This is a genomic window from Amorphoplanes friuliensis DSM 7358 (genome assembly GCF_000494755.1).
GTDB lineage: Bacteria > Actinomycetota > Actinomycetes > Mycobacteriales > Micromonosporaceae > Actinoplanes > Actinoplanes friuliensis.
Genome location: NC_022657.1, coordinates 3754730 through 3772784 on the forward strand (window position 1 = coordinate 3754730; position 18055 = coordinate 3772784).

17 protein-coding genes are annotated in these 18055 nt (G+C 71.8%); 8 read left to right on the top strand and 9 right to left on the bottom strand.

The genetic code is table 11. The features are described 5' to 3' along the window. Positions 1 to 17: 17 nt before the first annotated feature. Complete coding sequence (locus tag AFR_RS17510) at positions 18 to 1313, top strand: acyltransferase family protein (protein WP_023361980.1); 1296 nt, start codon at positions 18 to 20, stop codon at positions 1311 to 1313. Here AFR_RS17510 and AFR_RS17515 read toward each other — a convergent pair. Beyond that, positions 1249 to 3603, bottom strand: a complete 2355-nt coding sequence (locus AFR_RS17515; RefSeq protein ID WP_023361982.1) for a putative bifunctional diguanylate cyclase/phosphodiesterase — start codon at positions 3601 to 3603, stop codon at positions 1249 to 1251. The genes AFR_RS17510 and AFR_RS17515 overlap by 65 nt on opposite strands. Before the next feature lie 100 nt (positions 3604 to 3703). On the opposite strand from AFR_RS17515, the gene AFR_RS17520 reads away from it, so the two are divergent. Beyond that, positions 3704 to 4165 (top strand): DUF427 domain-containing protein, encoded by a 462-nt coding sequence (locus AFR_RS17520; RefSeq protein ID WP_023361984.1) that lies wholly within the window; start codon positions 3704 to 3706, stop codon positions 4163 to 4165. Positions 4166 to 4178: 13 nt separating this feature from the next. Here AFR_RS17520 and AFR_RS17525 read toward each other — a convergent pair whose 3' ends face one another. Next, a complete protein-coding gene (locus AFR_RS17525; RefSeq protein WP_023361986.1) occupies positions 4179 to 4409 on the bottom strand; it encodes a hypothetical protein in 231 nt (76 codons plus the stop codon). A 297-nt stretch (positions 4410 to 4706) separates the two neighbouring features. On the opposite strand from AFR_RS17525, the gene AFR_RS17530 reads away from it, so the two are divergent. Together AFR_RS17530 and AFR_RS17535 are read left to right on the top strand one after the other, a co-directional pair. Further along, positions 4707 to 5294, top strand: coding sequence for an RNA polymerase sigma factor (locus AFR_RS17530; protein ID WP_023361988.1), 588 nt, complete (start codon positions 4707 to 4709; stop codon positions 5292 to 5294). 58 nt (positions 5295 to 5352) lie between these two features. Next, entirely contained in the window at positions 5353 to 5850 is a 498-nt protein-coding gene (locus tag AFR_RS17535) for a hypothetical protein (RefSeq protein ID WP_023361990.1), read from the top strand. Here the strand turns inward: AFR_RS17535 and AFR_RS17540 are convergent, their stop codons facing one another. After that, on the bottom strand, positions 5851 to 7197 hold the full coding sequence (locus tag AFR_RS17540) for a S8 family peptidase (RefSeq protein ID WP_023361992.1): 1347 nt from the start codon (positions 7195 to 7197) through the stop codon (positions 5851 to 5853). It abuts the gene before it with no gap. A 67-nt stretch (positions 7198 to 7264) separates the two neighbouring features. Between AFR_RS17540 and AFR_RS17545 the strand changes: the two genes are divergently transcribed. Beyond that, positions 7265 to 9853 (top strand): CHAT domain-containing protein, encoded by a 2589-nt coding sequence (locus AFR_RS17545; protein ID WP_238547294.1) that lies wholly within the window; start codon positions 7265 to 7267, stop codon positions 9851 to 9853. Here the strand turns inward: AFR_RS17545 and AFR_RS17550 are convergent. Together AFR_RS17550 and AFR_RS17555 are read right to left on the bottom strand one after the other, a co-directional pair. Next, positions 9850 to 10758: a hypothetical protein gene (locus tag AFR_RS17550; RefSeq protein WP_148307988.1), complete on the bottom strand. Its 909-nt coding sequence runs from the start codon at positions 10756 to 10758 to the stop codon at positions 9850 to 9852. The two genes, AFR_RS17545 and AFR_RS17550, sit on opposite strands and share 4 nt — an antisense overlap. Positions 10759 to 12183: 1425 nt before the next feature. Then, the gene (locus AFR_RS17555; RefSeq protein WP_041840935.1) at positions 12184 to 12363 is read right to left on the bottom strand and encodes a hypothetical protein; all 180 of its coding nucleotides are present in this window, start codon (positions 12361 to 12363) and stop codon (positions 12184 to 12186) included. Between the two features lie 102 nt (positions 12364 to 12465). On the opposite strand from AFR_RS17555, the gene AFR_RS17560 reads away from it, so the two are divergent. Continuing rightward, a complete protein-coding gene (locus AFR_RS17560) occupies positions 12466 to 12987 on the top strand; it encodes a GNAT family N-acetyltransferase (RefSeq protein WP_023361998.1) in 522 nt (173 codons plus the stop codon). A 19-nt stretch (positions 12988 to 13006) separates the two neighbouring features. On the opposite strand, the gene AFR_RS17565 is transcribed toward AFR_RS17560, so the two are convergent. After that, positions 13007 to 13234, bottom strand: a complete 228-nt coding sequence (locus AFR_RS17565; RefSeq protein WP_023362000.1) for a hypothetical protein — start codon at positions 13232 to 13234, stop codon at positions 13007 to 13009. A gap of 33 nt (positions 13235 to 13267) precedes the next feature. After that, positions 13268 to 13729 carry a GNAT family N-acetyltransferase gene (locus tag AFR_RS17570; protein WP_023362002.1) on the bottom strand — a complete coding sequence of 154 codons (462 nt, stop codon included), beginning with the start codon at positions 13727 to 13729 and terminating at the stop codon, positions 13268 to 13270. Between the two features lie 46 nt (positions 13730 to 13775). Here AFR_RS17570 and AFR_RS45130 point away from each other — a divergent pair, with 46 nt between their 5' ends. Next, positions 13776 to 14288 (top strand): VHL beta domain-containing protein, encoded by a 513-nt coding sequence (locus tag AFR_RS45130; RefSeq protein ID WP_148307989.1) that lies wholly within the window; start codon positions 13776 to 13778, stop codon positions 14286 to 14288. A gap of 93 nt (positions 14289 to 14381) precedes the next feature. On the opposite strand, the gene AFR_RS17580 is transcribed toward AFR_RS45130, so the two are convergent. Then, a complete protein-coding gene (locus AFR_RS17580) occupies positions 14382 to 16481 on the bottom strand; it encodes a PhoX family protein (protein ID WP_023362006.1) in 2100 nt (699 codons plus the stop codon). 105 nt (positions 16482 to 16586) lie between these two features. On the opposite strand from AFR_RS17580, the gene AFR_RS17585 reads away from it, so the two are divergent. Continuing rightward, complete coding sequence (locus AFR_RS17585; RefSeq protein ID WP_023362008.1) at positions 16587 to 17099, top strand: hypothetical protein; 513 nt, start codon at positions 16587 to 16589, stop codon at positions 17097 to 17099. 7 nt (positions 17100 to 17106) lie between these two features. Here the strand turns inward: AFR_RS17585 and AFR_RS17590 are convergent, their stop codons facing one another. After that, a complete protein-coding gene (locus tag AFR_RS17590) occupies positions 17107 to 18030 on the bottom strand; it encodes a GlxA family transcriptional regulator (protein ID WP_041840937.1) in 924 nt (307 codons plus the stop codon). Between the last annotated feature and the right edge of the window lie 25 nt (positions 18031 to 18055).

Here is an 18055-nt window from a genome sequence, read left to right on the forward strand (position 1 = left end):
CGGGCTATCGTTCGCGGATGCCGGCCACCGTCCCCGCCCCCGGCGAACGGATAGCCTGGCTGGACGGGCTGCGTGCGCTCGCCGTGCTCCTGGTCGTCTACGCCCACCTGAGCCGCTACCTGTTCCGCGGCGCACGGGACTTCTCCAGCGAGTGGCTGCACGCCGGGACCGCCGGGGTCATGCTGTTCTTCCTCGTCAGCGGGTTCATCATCCCGGCGTCGCTGGAACGGCACGGGAGTCTGCGCGCGTTCTGGGTCAGCCGGCTGTTCCGCCTGTTGCCGCTCTATCTGGTGGTCACCGCGGTGGTCGTCGTGCTGGGCCTGGGTGGGCTGGTGCCCCTCGATCCCTGGCTGACGGCGCATCCGTGGACGTCGGCGGTGGCGCACGCGACGATGCTGCCGCACCTGCTGGGCGTACCGCTGGTGACACCGGTGTTCTGGACCTTGACCTTCGAGATGGTGTTCTATCTGCTGGTCAGCGCGCTCTTTGCCGTCCGGTGGCACCGGCGCGGGGGAGCGGTTGCCGTGATCCTCGCCGTGCTCACGGTCTGCACGGTCCCGCTCGCGCCGACGCTGATCCCTACCGGCACGGCCACCGTCGTGGCCGCCGTGAGCCTGCTGATCGGGCTCGTCGCGGTGACCAGCGGCCATCGGTGGGCCGTCGTGCCGGGCGGTCTGCTGCTGGCGGCGCTGGCCGGCACGTTGCTGGTCGCCGATCAGGACCCCGCCCACGTCTGGGACGGCCTGCTCATCGTCGCCGTCATGTTCGTCGGCACGACCCTCTACCGGGCCCAGCAGCGCCAGCTCCGGTGGTGGGCCGCCCTGACCGTCGCGGCCACGGTCGCCGCCGCCCTCCTCTTCACCTGGTACGCCGAACTCGACGCCCTCGGCGCGCCGACCGCCCGGTACCGCACCCGTTCCGTCATCACCCTGGTGGTCTTCGGCGGTGCCTTCGCGCTCGCCCTGCTGACCCGCCACCGGCGCACGCCCCGGGCACTGGCCTGGCTCGGCGTGGTCAGCTACTCCGTCTACCTCGTGCACTTCGTGCTGATCCAGCTGCTGGCCCCGGTGCTGACCGGTCTCGGCAACCGGTTGCCGGCGATCGCCGAGGTGCCCGTGGCGGTGGCGTTCCTCGCCCTGCTGCTGAGCCTGTCCTGGCTCACCCACCGGTTCGTGGAGCTGCCCGGTCAGCGGCTCGGGCGCCGCCTCGCCCGGTGGCTGACCGCGCGCCGGGGGTCCGATGCCCTGATCAGCGACCCGCGGCCGCGCTCGCCCGTGCCGGCCGGGGTGCCGCCGCCCACAGGTCGGCCATGAGCTCGGGCGGCAGCGGCCGCGAGAACAGATAACCCTGGCCGTACTCGTACCCGAGGCTCTGGATCAGCTCACGCTGCTCGTCGGTCTCGATGCCCTCGGCCACCGAGGAGAACTCGAGGGCATGAGCCATCTGGCTGACGGCGGTGGCCACGGCCGACTGCCGGCCGACCGTGGTGATCGACTCGACGAACGACCGGTCCAGCTTGAGCGTGGTGACCGGGCAGGTCAGGAGCAGCCCGAGCGACGACGCGGCCGTGCCGAAGTCGTCCAGCGCCAGCTTCACGCCGAGACCGCGCAGGGCCAGCATCGCCTCGTGCGACTCCTCGTCGTCCAGGACCGCGGTCTCGGTGACCTCGATGCTCAGGCAGGCGGCCGGGAGCTGCGTACGCTCCAGGACGCCGCGCACCTCGTCGGCGAACCCGGGTGTGCGGAGCTGCCGGCCGGCGACGTTGACCCCGATGGTCAGATTCAGCGCCGACGGGAATTCCCGGCGCCAGTCCGCGGCCTGGCGGCAGGCCTCGCGCAGCGCCCAGGCGCCGATCGCCACGATCTGCCCCGTGCGCTCGGCGATCGGGATGAACTCGATCGGCGAGACCAGCCCGCGGCTCGGGTGGTTCCACCGGATCAGCGCCTCGACACCGGTCAGCGCCATGTCGTCGAGCCGCACGATCGGCTGGTAGACCAGCGAGAACTGGTCCGACTCGATGGCCTGGGCCAGCTCGCGGATCAGATCGGCCTCCGAGCCGATCCGGGCGCCCATCGCGTCGGTGTACACCACGGACGTGCTCTTGCCGCGGTGCTTCGCCTCGTACATCGCGATGTCGGCGTTGCTCAGCAGGGCCGACGGCTCGTCGCCGGGGCTCGCGCCGGCGACACCGACGCTGGCCCGGGTGACGATGGTGTGCTGCTGCACCTCCGTCGGCACGGCGAGCCCGCGCAGGATCTCCCCGGCCGTCCGCATCGCCGTCGCCGGACCTGCGGATCGCAGGAGGACGGCAAACTCGTCGCCGCCGAGCCGGCAGACGACATCGTCGGCGCCCACGGCCTCGCGCAGCCGCTCGGCCACGGTGACGAGCAGGGCGTCGCCGGCGGCGTGACCCATGGTGTCGTTGATGGTCTTGAAGTCGTCGAGATCGATGAGCAGCACCGACGCCTCGTCGGCGGTCCGGAGACCGGCCAGCGCCCGGCCCAGCTCCTCGCTGAAGTGCGTCCGGTTCGCCAGCCCGGTCAGCCCGTCGAAGGACGCCTGCCGGCGCAGCAGCACCTCGTGGTCCCGCAGCACGTTCAAGGCGACGTCGAGACGCCGGATCAGCTTCATGTTGTCCTGGAACGCGACCAGCTGCCGCCCGGCGACCAGACAGGTGATCACCACGACACCCGCGGTGGCGCCCCAGAGCTGGCTCGACACCCGCTCGGGCAGCATCGCGAAGAACACCAGGAAGGTCAGGGCGATCATCCCGTACGGCAGCAGGCTGTACGGGCGGCGCTTCGCGGTGCCGCTGTGCGCGCCGACCCGCACGACGATCTCCTGGATGCGCGGACCGGCCGCGATGAACAACGACGGGAGCAGCCACAGGGCGTACCCGTACGCATGGTCCTGCTCCTGGAACGGGCCGGGCAGGAAGGCACTGACGCCTTGGAGCAGGGCCGCGCCGACCATCGGCCACGCGGCGATGCGGGCCATCGGCGGCTCGGGGATGAGCGCCACCTTGGTGGCCGAGAAGGCCGCGACGATGACCAGCGCGGCGGTGACGCTCGCGGTGACCCGGTCGGTGTGGGCGTCCCCGATCGGGTTGACGGCAAAACACCAGGCCATGACGGACCCGCCGACCAGCACCGTGGTCGCGTCCAGCCAGAAGACGAACTTCTCCCGCCCGGTACGCAGGCCCTGCGGGAAGATCAGGCAGGCGATGACGTTGCTGGACATGCCCACGGCGAAGAAGGCCGTCTGGACGCTGCCGCCGGTGCTGGAGGGCACGCCGGCGGCGAAGAGCGTGTGCAGGAAGTGGTAGCTGTCGCCGATGGTGAACGACACACCGGCAAAGGTGATCATGGTCCAGAACCGCCGGAACCGGGCCGGCGCGGCCTGCCGCAGACGCCACCCGCCGAGGGCGAGCGCCGCGTCGAGCGGCACCTGGAACGCCCAGAACGTCTGCGCCAGCCGCGTCTGCTGCCCGTCGAAGATCAGGAACAGCACAAAACCGGCCGCCGTGATCGCGCCCAGGACCCGCAGGGCCGGATCCTTCAGCAGGCTGCGCGGGGACAGGACGGACACCTGCGTCGTGCCCATGCGTCATCCCCCCTCGTCCTCGGCCGTCCGTCTGATCGGCCGGGGGCCGGGAAAACCGAGGAAAACGAGCGGTGACCGGAGGCACTGCCACACTGGGACGATGGAATCGGTCTGGGACTATCCGCGCCCGCCGCGGCTCGAACGCAGCGCCGCCCGCGTGACGGTCACACACGCCGGTGTGGTGGTGGCCCGCAGCGACCGGTGCCTGCGGGTGCTGGAGACGTCCCACCCACCCGTCTACTACGTGCCGCGGGAGGACATCACTCCCGACGTGCTGGTGGCGGCGCGCGGGCGGTCGTTCTGCGAGTTCAAGGGGAACGCGAGCTACTGGGACCTGGTCGTCGGGGAGGTCCGCGTCCCCGAGGCCGGGTGGTCCTACGAGCGGCCGTCACCCGCGTACGCGGACCTGACCGGCGCGGTGGCCTTCTACCCCGGCCGTGTCGACGAGTGCCGGGTGGGTGACGAGGTGGTGCGTGCCCAGGAGGGCGACTTCTACGGCGGCTGGATCACTGCGGACATCACCGGCCCGTTCAAGGGTGCGCCGGGCACGATGGGCTGGTGAAGGCTCGTTCGCGTCAGGCCTGGTGCTGGTCGGCGCGGCTGCGCTGCACCACGTCGGGGCCGAGCCGGCGGGTGTCACCGTCGAGGAGCCACTCCGGGACGTGATGACGGCCGGTGTCGGCCGGGCCGGGCTCCTCGACGGCCGGTTCCTCCCCGCGGAGGCCGAGATAGATCGCGAGGCCCCCGCCGAGGGCGGCGGCGATCACGACGAGTCCGAGCAGGATGGAGGTGGCGGAGAAATCCATGACTGCGAACGTAACGCTTGACGCTCGCGTAGTAACCCTCCGTGCGAGTGAACGGTGCGGGGTCGCAGGTGCATGATGCAGCGGACATCCGGCCGAACCCTTTCGTGGTACCCCGTCCGGGTGCGGCGGGGACGAACCGCGGAAGTCCCCGGGCCCGGACCTTCCGGAGGCCGCGGTGGTCTAAGGTAAATCGGTACATCTACGGCAGCCGATGGGCGGGAACCGGGCGACGGGTCAGCAGCTCGGGGGTCACCAGCTCGGGGGTCACCAGCTCGCGGGTCCACAGCGGAGGCGACGATGACCGGCACGGAGCCGAGCGACGAGGTGGCCCAGCTCGTCAGCAAGGCTGTCGGCGGTGACCAGGCCGCCTGGAACGAGATCGTCGAGCGGTTCGGGCGGCGTGTGTGGGCCACCTGCCGGGCCTACCGTCTCAGTCAGGCCGACGCCGCCGACGTCTTCCAGCAGACCTGGTTGCGGGTGCTGGAAAACCTCGGGTCGCTGCGCGATCCGGCCCGGCTCGGCGCCTGGATCGCCACCACCTGCCGCAACGAGGCGCTCGTGGCCCTGCGGCGGGCCAAGCGGGCCACGCCGGTCGGGCAGACGTGGTTGCTGGACAGGCCGACCGGGCCCGAGGAGGCGCCCGAGCGCCCGTTCCTGATCGCCGACCGTGACGCCGAGCTGTGGTCGGCCTTCCAGCGCTTGAGCTCCCGGTGCCAGCACGTGCTGCGGGTGCTGGTCGTCGAGGCCGAGGACGGGCGTCCGTCCTACGAGCACGCGGCCGAGGTGCTCGAGATGCCCATCGGGAGTCTCGGGCCCACCCGGGGACGATGCCTGACCCAGCTACGCCAGTTCCTGACAGAAGGTATCAACGGCGCCGGCGCGTGATCGTGACAGTGATGGACACGCTACGCAACGCATTTTCCCACCGGCCAGAGGAGACACGGTGACCGATCCGATGACGCCGGACGACGGTCTGCTCACCCGGCTCGGCGCCGTGCTCGCCGGGGCCGAGGAGCCGCCCGCCGAGGTGCTCGAGCTGGCCAGGCAGAGTTTTGTGCTCCGTGAGCTGGACGCCGAGCTGGCCCTGCTGGTCGAGGACTCCCACGGCCCGGCCGCCTCCGTGCGGTCGGTGGCCGTACGCGGCTCGGCCCGCGAGCCGCGGCAACTGACCTTCCAGGTGGTCGACGCGCAGGGCCGCGACGAGCTGATCATCGCGGTGCAGGTGGAGTCGGTGGGCCGGCACCGCCGGCTCACCGGTCATCTCGCACCGCAGGGCCCCGCGCACATCGAGGTGCGGCAGCCCGCGGTCCCGCAGGCACGCGGTGTCGACGCCGACCTCCGGGGTCTTTTTGTCATCGACGACGTGCTTCCGGGACCGATGAGGCTCACCTGCCGCAGGGCCGACTGGCCGGCGGTCGCCACCCAGTGGACCCTGCTCTGATCAGGTGGGGGTGCCGGGCAGCAGGTGCACCGCCGCCCCCAGACCGGGCACGGGATCGCCGGCCGCGACGAGCTGATCGAAGGCGGCCGACGGCAGCAGGGCGCCGTCCTCGCCGCAGAGGGCGGCCGCCGCCCCGGCGATCTGCGGCGCCGTGAAGGAGGTGCCGCTCCACGTCGCCCAGGAGTTCGCCGGGAAGGTGACGTCCGTCCCGATGTTGTCCTCCGGCGGCAGCTTGCCCTCGACGAACGTCGACACGATCCCGACCCCGACGGTCGAGCACTGCACCCAGCTGCCGTGGTTGGAGAACGCCGCGGGAGTCAGGTCGCTGTTCAGCGCGCCGACCGCCTTGACCCCCGGGAAGGCCGCCGGATAGAGCGGCTCGTCCAGGCCGTCGTTGCCCGCGCTCGCCACGATCAGGACCTTCGGGTACGTCTCGGTGATGTACTCCACGGCTTCCCGCATCGCGAGAGGCGGAATGCCGTCGACCGCCGGCGCGCCGAACGAGGCGTTGATGATCAGACGCTGTCCCGCGGCCTCGTCGGCGGCCCGGATCATCATGTCCGCGGCCGCCTCGTCGGTGCCCAGGCCGTCGGTGCAGGTGAAGCGGTAGACCACCACCTCGCAGTCCGGGGCGATCTGCCGGACGATCCCGGCCGCGAACGTCCCGTGGCCGGCGAACCAGTCGATCCGGTCCAGCGGCGCCAGCACGTTCACCAGATCGGTGCCCTCGCGCACCATGCCGGCGTCCCACGAGTCGGTACGGGGCGTGGCGGTCAGCCCGGTGTCGATGACGGCGACCCGCACCGGTGCACCACCGCCGTTGCTCGTGAACGGAGGCGGGGCGGTCGTCGCCCCGGGGTACGAGTTGCCCTTGACGATGTAGCCGAGCGGGACGATGGCGTTGACGTTCGCCATGACGTTGTGGTCGTCGCGGAGCCGCTTGGCCTCGGCGCGCAACTCCTCGAAGGACCGTGCCGAGGTGCTGCGGACAACACGGGTGCGGCGCCGGGCGCTGCGATCGGTGCGGTCCGCCGCCGCAAATCCGGACAGCAGGCCGCGCAGCCGGGGGGCCTGCGCGGCGCCGCCGTCGATGACAAGCTCGCCCTCCGCGCACAGCAACGGGCCGGCGCCGTCCGAAGGGCTGAAACTCACGAAGCGTGTCGCGTGCTCGTCGGTCGCCGCGAGCTGGCGCCGGCGGATCCGCTCCACGATGCCGTCGAGATCCCGCCGGGCCGCGACGTCCGCGGCCGGCGAGACGAGATTGGCGACCTGGGCGCGGACAGCCACCTGGTCCTGAGCGATCTGCCCGGCGGTGCGGTGGTCCGGAAGTGGCCAGTTCTGGGTCATGGCTTACTGTCCCTCTCCATCGATAGGCTGGCGTCGTCGATCGGGGCGGTGCGCATTGGACATTCAGGTGAGCCTCATTGCCGAGGCGGACGCCGCGTACAGAAGAGTCGTTCTGGATCCGGCCAGATACGCCCCCGAGGCAGAAGAAGCCGTTCGGGTGGCCCGGGCCGCCGGTGACATCGAGGCGCTGGTCGTGGGTCTGCGCGCCCAGGCCTGGGCGCGGCACGTCGCGCTCGACAACGACGGCGCCCGCCGGCTCATCGAGCAGGCCGTCCGCCTCGCCGAGTCGCACGGCCTCCCGGGGCGCCTCGGCGACCTGCTGGTGACCCGGTCCGTCGCGCTGCACGAGCTCGGCCGCTACGACGCCGCCGCCCGCGATCTGCGGCGTGCCGAGCCGCTGGTCGCCCCCGAGGAGCGCCCCGACCTGCACCTGCAGCTGGCCATCCTCGACCACAACCGTGGCCGGGTGCGCGCCGCCGAGCAGGCCTACCAGGAGGTGCTCGCCGACCCGGCCTGCCCGCCGGTCGTCTGGGTCAAGGCGGCGAACAACCTGGCGAACGCCCTGACACAGCTCGGCCGCCCGCACGAGGCCCTCGACCACCTCGCCCACGCCGCCGAGCTGTGCCGCGAGCTGAGCCCGCGCCTGCTCGCGGTCATCGCCAACAGCCGCGCCTGGTCGACCTTCCACGCCGGACAGCTCGCCGCCAGCGTCCGCCGCTTCGAGGAGGCCGGCCGCCTGCACGCCGCCGCCGGGCTGCCCCTGGGCGAGCACCAGCTCGAGTACGCCGAGGTCCTCAACGACCTGCGCCTGCTCGACGAGGCGATGGCCGCCGCGCGGTCGGCCGAGGTGGAGTTCGACCGCCACGGCGCCCGGCTGATGGCCCCCGAGGCCCGTCTGCGCTGCGCCCGTCTGGCCCTGGAGCTCGGCGACTGCGCCACGGCCCTGACCGACGCCGCCGCCGCGGCCGACGACTTCCGGCGGCAGCGGCGGCCCGCCTGGGCGGCGCGCGCCGCGGTCACCGAGGCTCAGGCCCGGGCGGCGTGCGACGGTCACTCACCCGAGGTGTTACGCCGGCTCGGCGGTGCCGCGGCCACCCTGCAGCGCCTCGGCCTGCGCACCGAGGCCGTGTACGGCCACCTCGCCGCCGGCCGGACCGCGCTGGCCCTGGGGCAGCGACCCGCCGCCCGCCGTGCGCTGACCCTCGCCGGTGACCTGGCCCGCGACCAGTCGCTGCTGGTCCGCCTGCGGGGCAACCTGGCGCGGGCGCTGCTGGCCGAGGCCGAGGGCACCGGCGACGTCGTCAGCGAATGCTCACGCGGTCTGCGGGACCTCGCCCGCCACCGTGCCGCCCTGCCCTCGCTGGAGCTGCGGGTCCTCGCCGCCGGTCACGGCGCCGAGCTCGGTGAGCTCGGCCTGCGCCGGCTGCTCCCGACCGCCTCGGCCGGCCGCATCCTCGGCTGGCTGGAACGCACCCGGACAGCCGCCCTGCTGCGCGTCCAGCCCCCGGCGACCGGCGTCGACCAGGACGTCATCGCGCTGCGCGGCGTCGAGCAGGAGCTCCGCACGGCCCGCCTCGAACGCGGCGAGGAGCCCCCGGCGCTGCTCACCCGCCAGAGCGCCCTGGAGACCCGCATCCGCCGCCGCTCCTGGGCGGGCGAGGACGTCGGCGGGGAGGCGGCCGCGCTCGCCTCGGCCGCGGACCTGCGCGCCGCCCTGGACGGCCAGTGGCTGGCGGAGTTCGCCGTTGTCGACGGTCAGATCCTCGCCGTCGTGGTAGAGCCGCGCCGCACCCGCATGGTCGAGCTCGGCCCGATCGCCCCGGTCCTGCAGGAGGCGGACGCGGCGGCGTTCGGCCTGCGCCGCCTGCTGCACGGCACCCGCTTCTCGGCCGCGGCCCGTACCGCGGCGCAAAGCGCCTTCGACGCGCTGTCCCGCCAGCTGATCGTGCCGCTGGGTGTGCCCGCCGACGTGCCGCTGGTCGTCGTCCCGTCGGGCGAGCTGCTCCGGGTGCTGTGGTCCCCGCTGCACCCCGCGCCCGTCTCCGTGACACCGTCCGGCGGCCTGTGGGCCCGGGCCCGGCGCACCCGCACCGACAGCCCGGTCCGCGTCGCGGTGATCGCCGGCCCGGACCTCCCCGGCGCCATCGAGGAGGCGCACGCGGTGGCCGCCGGGCACAAGGAAGTCGTCACGCTCCTGCCCCCGGACAGCACCGTGGACGCCGCGGTCGAGCTCATCAAGGGCGCGGACCTCGCACACCTCGCCTGCCACGGACTCTTCCGGTCGGACAGCCCGCTCTTCTCGGCCCTCGAGTTGAGCGACGGCCCGCTGACGCTCTACGAGATGCTGGCCCGCGGCGTCGCCCCGCACCGGGTGGTCCTGGCCTCCTGCGACTCGGGCACCCAGCAGCCGTACGGCGGCAACGAGATGCTCGGCTTCGTCAGCGCCCTGATGTCCAACGGCACCGCCGGCCTCGTCGCGGCCGAGGTCCCGATCCCGGACGGCGCCTGCGCAGGCCCGATGACCGTTCTCCACGAACGCATCGGCCAGGGCGACACACTGGCGACAGCGGTCTGGCACGCCCGGTCGGCCCTCGCCGACGGCACCCCGGAGGACTACGTCGCCTGGAGCGGCCTCACCGCGTACGGGCCGGCTTAGTTGCTCTTCGCCAGGAGGTCCTGCAGGGCCCGGCTGCTCTGTCCGAGGAAGGACCCGGCCAGCAGGCGCTCGCAACCGTCGAGTTCCACGTAGACGTCGTCGCCCCCGGTGAGCAGGACGGTAAAGCGGCCGGCGTGTGTCGTGCAGTCCTTCGCCGCCGGAGCGTTCTCGATCGCCGCCTTTGCCGCAGCCCACTCCCTGCCGGACAGCGCCCGACCGGAGAGGAAATCGCCGGCGGGCTTGCCCGACCCCTGCTGGTCGGCCGGCACCCGGTAGACGCACATCCTCACGGCCCCGGCGCCGGCCGGAAGCAGGCCCGTTTTCGAACCCGACCTGGTGCCCATGGCGATCGTGGCACCGATCATGTCGGCCCGATGCTGGCCGCAGCCCGTCCGGGCGGCCTCAGCCGACTCGAGCTCGCGAACCGGGCGCGACGAGACGGGCGTCAGACGTAGATCTCCGACGGCCCGGCGGACCTCGACCCGGACCTTGCCGCAGGAGTCCTGGGGGATCCCCGGGGTGATCCACCGGCCGTCACGATCCAGCAGCACCAGACGGGGGATGACGGGCAGCTCCAGGGTGCAAGCGCCGTTCGTCCGCCGTTCGTCCTTCAACCGCAACGCGGCCAGCAGGCTGGTGATGTCGTCGGCACGACTCTCGGTCGCGACCTGACTCTCGCCGCCGTCGGCGCGGCGGGCCGGCCCGGTGAAGCAGACGATCGCCGCCACGGGGGCGAAACTGTCATCGAGCCGGGGGAGTGGCGAGGCGGCGTCAACCGCGGGTTCGGCCTCACACGAACGCCAGGCCTCGTTGACCTGCGGGGACGCCTCGGGCGGCCCACCACAGGCCGAGGCCAGCAGCGCGATCAGCGCCCCGATCGTGATCAACGCTCCGGGTCGGCTCATCGTCACACCTCCGCACCCTCCGACGCCCACCCAGCCGCCCCGGTTCCTTCAACCCTGCTACCTATCCTCCTAGGATGCCCTGCGGGGTGTGCGCCGCACCCCACACCCGAGCACCATGCGCCGAGAAGCCGCCGGCCGAGATCCCCGCGCGGCGGGGCTAGTGCCGCCCTTGAGGCCGTTGCCGTCTCGTCACGAGCACGCGTTCACGGCCGTGGGCGGTCGTCAGAAGCACGCGCCTAACCGGCCGAGGCGGACCCGCAAACGCGGCCGGCCACGCCGACGAAAGCGCGGCCGTGCAGGCCGGGGTTCGGACAAGTGCGCAGCTGCAGGCTGTGGATTGGACAAAAGCGCGTAGCTACCGGTGGGTCGACGAAGCGCTCAACTTCTGGTCTTGGTTGGACCAAGGTGCGTAGCCACAGCCCGGGGTTTCGAGGAAAGCACGAAGCTGGAGGGACAGGGTTTGGACGAATGCCGTAGCTGTAGGCGGGGGTCCCTCAACGAAAGCGCGCAGCTGCAGGCCGGGGGTTCGGCGATGAGAGCACGCAGCCGTAGGCGGGGTTTGGCGGCGAAGCGCAAGGCTCCGCGCCGATGTTCAGGAAAAGCGCATGGCCCACGCCCGAAGTCGTCGACGAGAGCGCGCAGCTGCAGGCAGGTTCGGCGACGAGAGCACCCGGCTGCAGGCGGGGGTTGGTGGCGAAGCGCACGGCTCCGCGCCGGTGTTCGGACCAAAGCGCGTGGCCCACTCCCGGAGTTGTCAACGAAAGCGCGCAGTTGCAGCCGGAGCGTTCGTCGACGTAAGTGCGCAGCTGCAGGCGGGGGGTTGGTGCGAAGCCCACGGGCTCCGTGCCGGTGTTTGGACAAAAGCGCATGGTTCCAGCCCGGGGTCGTTGACGAAACGAGTAGTCATAGGGCCTGGGGTTGCCGACAAAATCGTGCAGCTACGCGCCCGGTTGAACGAAGGGCATAGCCCACGCTTGAGTTGTTGATCAGAGCGCGCAATGACAGCCGGGGTCGATAGGGGCGCGCAATTACGGCCGCGGGTTCGTCAGGAGCGCGTGGTTACGGCCCGGGGCTTCGACGAATATGCGCAGCTGGAGGCGGGGGTTCGTCGACGAAAGCGCGCAGCTGGAGGTCGGGGTTTGGACGAAAGTGCGTAGCCACGGCCCGGGGTCATCGACAAAAGTGGCCAGCTGCGGGCTGAGGGCACCTCCGCAGCCGTGCCGCCGGGGCATGCCGACAAAAGCGCGCGGCCGTAGGTAAGGGCTTGAAAGTGCAGTCACGCGGCCGGGCGTGTCACGGGCGTCGGCTGGGGAGGCACGGTTTGGGTGGCGAGTTCACGTCGACATGGTCGGCGGAACGCCCTGGTCGCCGGCCGGGAGCGGGTGAGTCAATGCTGCGTGCCCGGCCGGCGTGGGGTGGGCTGGCTCAGTCGGCGACCGGCTGGATCGTGGTCTGCAGGACCCGGTCGCTCGCCGCGGCCAGCAGCCGGGCGGCCTGGTGGAGGCGTACTGCCTGTTCCGGTTCGACCTCGCCGGCGCAGGAGAGGTCCCAGACCGCTGCCTGCAGCCAGTTGATGATCTCTTCGACAGTGTGGGTGGCCTGCACGGTGGTACCTCGTCTTCCTCGCGCGGATCGCTGTCCTCGTGAAGGGCTACGCCCGTGGCGGCCCCGGTGGATGCACCCGGAGGGTTGTTACTTTGCAGGAAAATGATCGACCGGAGGGGTGAGATGAGGATCGCCGAGGCGCGCGGGGCGGACGTGGACCGGATCACGGAGATCTACGGGCACTTCGTCGAGCATTCGCTGGCCACCTTCGACGAGGTCGCGCCGTCCGGGGATGACTGGCGGCACAAGCTCGAGACCGTTCAGGCCCGCGGCCTGCCGTTCCTGGTGGCCCGGGCCGGCGACGACGTGGTGGGGTTTGCGTACGCGGCGCCGTTCCGGCCGAAGCCCGCGTACCGCTACACGGTCGAGGACACGATCTACGTCGCGCCGGGTGAGGGTGGGCGTGGGGCCGGGCGTCTGCTGCTGACCGAGCTGATTCGTCGCAGTGCGGAGGCCGGGATGTGCCGGATGATCGCCGTCATCACCGATGTGGGCGACCCGGCCTCGGCGGCACTGCACCGCAGGCTCGGCTTCAGTGAGGCGGGACGCCTCACCGCCGTCGGTTTCAAACACGACCGCTGGATCGACACGGTTCTCTACCAACGCGAGCTCACCGCCGGCTGAAGAGCCCGGGCTGGAGGCGTCAGCCGCGGCCCTTGAGGACGCAGGCCATGCCCAGCAGCCACGGCACGATGGCCAGGACGGCCCCCTTGACCCCGCCGAACGCCAGCAGGAGGATCGCGGCGGCGACGAAGACCACCCCGGCGATCAGGGCCCAGGGGCGCCGGCGGCGCGGAGCGGGCCGGCCGACCCCCTCGTCGCGAAGGCGGGCAGCGATGTCACCGAAGCGGCGGTTCTCGGCGTCGTCCACCTGGCACCTCCGCGGCCGTAGCGATGGTTCACGCTACCCCGCCGGTGCGACGATTTCTCTGACGAAGAAGACGCGGCAGAAGCCGTCCTGTTCGGCGCGGTGTGTCTCCCGGAAGCCGTGGCGGGGGTAGAACGCCAGGTTCTCGGTCATCTTCTCGTTGGTGCACAGCCGGATCTCGGTGAAACCCGCGGCGGTGGCCTGCTCGTCGGCGAGGGCGAGCAGCCGTGTGCCCACGCCGCGGCCCTGCAGGTCCGGGGCCACCGCGAGGGTTTCCACCTCCAGGTGGTCGCCGGCGGGCACGAGGACGACCAGGCCGCCGATGCGTCCGTCGAGTTCGGCGACCCAGCAGAGGCCGCGGGCGGTCAGTGAGGCGTAGTCTGCGCCGATCGGCGCGGGTTCCTCGCCGATGCGGGGCGTGTACCGGGAGAAGGCGAGCCGCACCAGCTCACGGATCGCGGTGGTGTCGGCGGTCGTCGCAGGTCGGAGCCGATCCATGAGCTCATCTCACCACGCGGGTTGACCGGCTGAATACGGTGACGGGGTGACATACGTTCCGCCGCCTCGCCGGAGCCGGCTGCCGTGGGTGCTCGGCGGTGCCGCCGTGCTCGCCGCCCTGGTCTGTTTCTCCGGGGCCGCGGTGTTGTTCTTCCTGCTCCGCGCCGAGAGTCAGCTGCCCGACCCCGAGCCGATCGCCCGGCCCACGGCCGCGGTGGTCACCGAACCGGCCGAGGGCTCGGCGCCGCTGCCGGCCGGCCCTGACATCGGGGCCTGGCCCGAGCTCACGGCGCTGCCGGGCTCTGCCGAAGCAGGCCTGCGGTCGGCCGGCAACGGGCAGGCGACCCAGGTGGCCTTCTTCAACACCCGCGCCGAGCCGGTGACGGTCTCCTGGCTCGGGCCGGACGGCAAGCGGGTGCAGTACCAGGTGCTGGGGCCCGGGGAGGCCTACACCCAGCAGACCTACCTCGGTCATCCGTGGGTGGCCTCCACCGCGGACGGGAAGGCGGTCGCGGTTTTCGAGCCGGGCCTGAACCCGTCCCGGGCCGTCATCCGCTGAACTTCTCGCGCGAAGAGCGGCCGGGCCGCCCCGCACGTACGCCCACCCGGCCGCAGCGGGCCGGATGGGCGTTTGCCGTGATGGTGGAGCGGGTCAGCTGCCGACCGGGCCGCCGTCGAGACGCCAGGTCACCACGACCGCGGGCTTGGCGAAGTCGCCGTCCGGCCAGGTCGAGGCCGGCTTCTCCAGGCTGGCGCCGGTGATCTCACCCGGGTGCTGGACGGCGGCGAAGACCGAGCGGTCGTCGCCGGTGATGAACGGGCCGCAGGTCTCCGCGCCGTACGGGACGGTCAGGAACTGCTTGAGGTGTCCGCGTTCCGAACCCTCGATGGCGGTGGCGAAGAGGCCGTCGTTGGCGCCCAGCGCGTTGCCGTCGGTGGAGATCCACAGGTTGCCGGCGCTGTCGAACGCCACGTTGTCGGGGCAGGAGATGGGCGAGACGGCCGCCTTGTCGTAGCCGGCGAAGTAGGTCGAGGGGTCGGCCGGGTCGCCGCAGACGATCGGCAGTGACCAGGTGAACGACTCGGCGGTGTTGTCGCCGCCCTGTTCGACCAGCTCGAAGATGTGCCCGTGCTTGTTGGCGTTGCGCGGGTTCGCCTCGTCCGGGCCGGGGTTCGTGCCGACACCACGGTTGGAGTTGTTGGTCATCGCGGCGTAGACCTTGCCGGTGCGCAGGCTCGGCTGGACGTCCTCGGGACGGTCCATCTTCGTCGCGAGGACGGCGTCACCGGCGAGGCGGGTGAACGTGAGGACGTCGGCGGCGGTCATCCCGGGCACGTACGAGCGATTGCCCGACACGAGTTTGATCCAGGTGCCCGTACCGTCGAAGGCGCCGTCGGACGGCAGCTTGCCGGACCCGTCGATCTCGCCCGCCGGGCTGTCGCCGGTGACCTTGGCGACGTAGAGCGTCCCCGACTCCAGCAGGGTGAGGTTGTGCCGCCGCGCGTAGGCGGAGTCGCCCGGCAGGTACTTCTTGTCGGAGACGAACTTGTACAGGTAGTCGAAGCGTTCGTCGTCACCCATGTACGCGACGACCTTGCCGTTCTTGGCCACGATGACGTTGGCGCCCTCGTGCTTGAGCCGGCCGAGCGCGGTGTGCTTGCGCGGACGGGACTCGGGGTCGAACGGGTCGACCTCGACGATCCAGCCGAAGCGGTGCGCCTCGTGCGGGTGCTTGGCCAGGTCGAAGCGCTCCTGCGCGCGTTCCCAGCGGCGAGACCCGGCCGGTACGCGAGCAGTGGTCGAAATGCCGTACCGCGCCAGCTTCGGCTTGAGTGCCTCGGGCGCGCCGTCACCGCCGACGAAGTACTGGTTGAAGTTCTCCTCGCCGGACAGCACCGTTCCCCACGGGGTGACCCCGCCGGAGCAGTTGTTGAGCGTTCCGATCGCCGTGGTGCCCTTCGGGTCCGCCGCGGTCCTGAGCCAGGCGGAGCCGGCGGCCGGGCCGGTGAACGCGAACGACGTCGCCAGCGCGGTGATCCGGCGGTTGTAGGGCAGGTGCCGTCCGCGGACGGGCTGCCACTGTCCGGTGCCGTCGACCCGCTCGAGCTCGACCACCGAGAGGCCGTGCGCGGCCATGGCCACCTCGACCTGGTCGACGGTCAGGGCCTCCAGGCTGGTGAAGCCCGGGAACATCAGCTCCTCGTTGGTGTACTCGTGATTGACCACGAGCAGCGCCCGGCGGTCACCGCGCAACGGCAGCACACCGACGAAGTCGTTGTTGTAGCCGAACTGCGCGGACTGACGCTTCGCGGTCTGCTTCGTGACGTCGAGACCGGGCGCGCCGGGCAGCACCGGGTCACCCCAGCGCATGACCACGGCCGAGTCGTACCCGTTGGGGACGATCAGGTTGTCGAGGCGGTTCGGCGGGATCGCCTTGAAGGTGAGCGGCCCGGCCTTGCCCTTCTTCAGGGTGCCGGGCATCGCCGGCGCCACCTCGGCGGCCGCGGCCGGACTCGCTGTTGCGGCGGCCGTCCCACCGAGACCGAGCACCAGGGCGCCGACGGCACCCGCACGGACGACACCGCGGCGTGACATCTCCGCGTTGACGACGTCACCCAGGTACGGGTTGTCCGACTTGTTCGGCACGGGGTGATCGCAGGCGTTGCCGCAGCGGTAGAGGCAGGTCATCGAGTCGCGCCCACTGTGGCCGGCCTGGCCGAGCAGGGGTAGCAGCCGGGGTCGTTCAGTCATGCCCTGACGCTAGGCAGCGGCCGTGTGTCGTGGCCGGACACAACATGAACAGAAGATGGCCGTACGGTACGCCCGGCCGGTCCACCGACCCGTTAGCCTGCCGAGATGACCGCGGATCTCTGGGGCACCGACCGGCAGCGGCAGAACGAGGCCTACGCCGCGTCCATGGCGGAGACCGTGCCGGGCGTCCCGTGGGACGAGCTGGTCGCCCATCTGGCCGACAAGGACAACCACAACCGGGCCATCGCCGCGCAGTTGCTCTGCAACCACGCCGCGCAGGACCCCACCGGACGGATCATCGGCGCCGACCTCGACGCCCTGGTCGCCGTGACCTGGGACGAGCGCTTCGTCACCGCGCGGCACTGCCTGCAGTCACTGTGGAAGGTCGGCCTGGGCAGCGACGCCGCCCGCGCGGCGGTCGTCACCGCGCTGGCGCGGCGTTACCGGGACAGCACTTCGGAGAAGAACGGCACCCTGGTACGCAACGACATCGTCGAGAGTCTGCGGAAGTTGCACGCCAGCATGGCCGACCCGGTGATCGAATCCACCGCCCGCGAGCTGATCGACGAGGAGCCGGACCTGAAGTACCGCCGCAAGTACGCCAGGCACTGGAAATGAGCGAAGCTCAGGCGCTGCGGAAGGTGGCCCGGTAGGCCTGGGGCCCGACCCCGCTGAGCCGCTTGAAGTGCGTGCGGAAGGTCGCCGGTGAGGCGAAGCCGACCTCGTGCGCGATGCGGTCGACGCCGTGACCGGTCCGCTCGAGCAACTCCTGCGCCTGCCGTACGCGGACGCCGATGAGCCACTGCAGCGGTGTGCGGCCGGTCTCCTCGTGGAAGCGGCGGTTCAGGGTGCGGGTGCTCAGCCCGGCCCGCCCGGCGATGTCGGCCAGGGTCAGGTCGCGGTACGCGTTCTCCTCGATCCACTCGAGCACGGCGGACAGCCCTGTCGGCGTCTCGGCGGCACGGTTCCGCACGATGTACTGCGCCTGCCCGCCGTCGCGGTGCAGCGGCGCCACGGCCAGGCGGGAGGCGTCGGCGGCGGCCGCGGCGCCGTGGTCGCGCCCGATCAGGTGCAGGCACATGTCGATGCCCGCGGTGGCGCCGGCCGACGTCACGAACTGCCCCTCGTCGACGTAGAGGACGTCGGGGTCGAGGGTGACCGCGGGGTGGGTCCGGCGGAACAGGCCGGCGGCGGCCCAGTGGGTCGTGGCGCGGCGGCCGTCGAGCAGCCCGGTGGCCGCGAGGGTGAAAGCGCCGACGCAGATGGACACGATGCGTGTCCCGGCGGCGGCCGCCTCGCGCAGGGCGTCGAGGACCGGGGCGTCGATCGGGGCGGCGGGGTCCTCACGACCGGGCAGCACGATCGTGCCGGCGGTCGCGAGGGCGTCGAGCCGGTGATCGGTGGCGAGCCGGAACGGTCCGGCGTTGATCAGCGGATCGGGTGAGCAGATCTCGACGCGGTACCCCGGGCTCCGGCCGAAGATCTCGATCGGCGTGGTCAGGTCGAACCCGATGGAGTCCGGCAGGGCGAGGACGAACACGGAATGCACGGCGGGAGCCTAACGACTGCGGCTG

Coding starts and splice junctions, on each gene's coding strand:
- AFR_RS17510 (WP_023361980.1), top strand. CDS start 18: ATGCCGGCCACCGTCCCCGCCCCCGGCGAACGGATAGCCTGGCTGGAC.
- AFR_RS17515 (WP_023361982.1), bottom strand. CDS start 3,603: ATGGGCACGACGCAGGTGTCCGTCCTGTCCCCGCGCAGCCTGCTGAAG.
- AFR_RS17520 (WP_023361984.1), top strand. CDS start 3,704: ATGGAATCGGTCTGGGACTATCCGCGCCCGCCGCGGCTCGAACGCAGC.
- AFR_RS17525 (WP_023361986.1), bottom strand. CDS start 4,409: ATGGATTTCTCCGCCACCTCCATCCTGCTCGGACTCGTCGTGATCGCC.
- AFR_RS17530 (WP_023361988.1), top strand. CDS start 4,707: ATGACCGGCACGGAGCCGAGCGACGAGGTGGCCCAGCTCGTCAGCAAG.
- AFR_RS17540 (WP_023361992.1), bottom strand. CDS start 7,197: ATGACCCAGAACTGGCCACTTCCGGACCACCGCACCGCCGGGCAGATC.
- AFR_RS17550 (WP_148307988.1), bottom strand. CDS start 10,758: ATGAGCCGACCCGGAGCGTTGATCACGATCGGGGCGCTGATCGCGCTG.
- AFR_RS17560 (WP_023361998.1), top strand. CDS start 12,466: ATGATCGACCGGAGGGGTGAGATGAGGATCGCCGAGGCGCGCGGGGCG.
- AFR_RS17570 (WP_023362002.1), bottom strand. CDS start 13,729: ATGGATCGGCTCCGACCTGCGACGACCGCCGACACCACCGCGATCCGT.
- AFR_RS17580 (WP_023362006.1), bottom strand. CDS start 16,481: ATGACTGAACGACCCCGGCTGCTACCCCTGCTCGGCCAGGCCGGCCAC.
- AFR_RS17585 (WP_023362008.1), top strand. CDS start 16,587: ATGACCGCGGATCTCTGGGGCACCGACCGGCAGCGGCAGAACGAGGCC.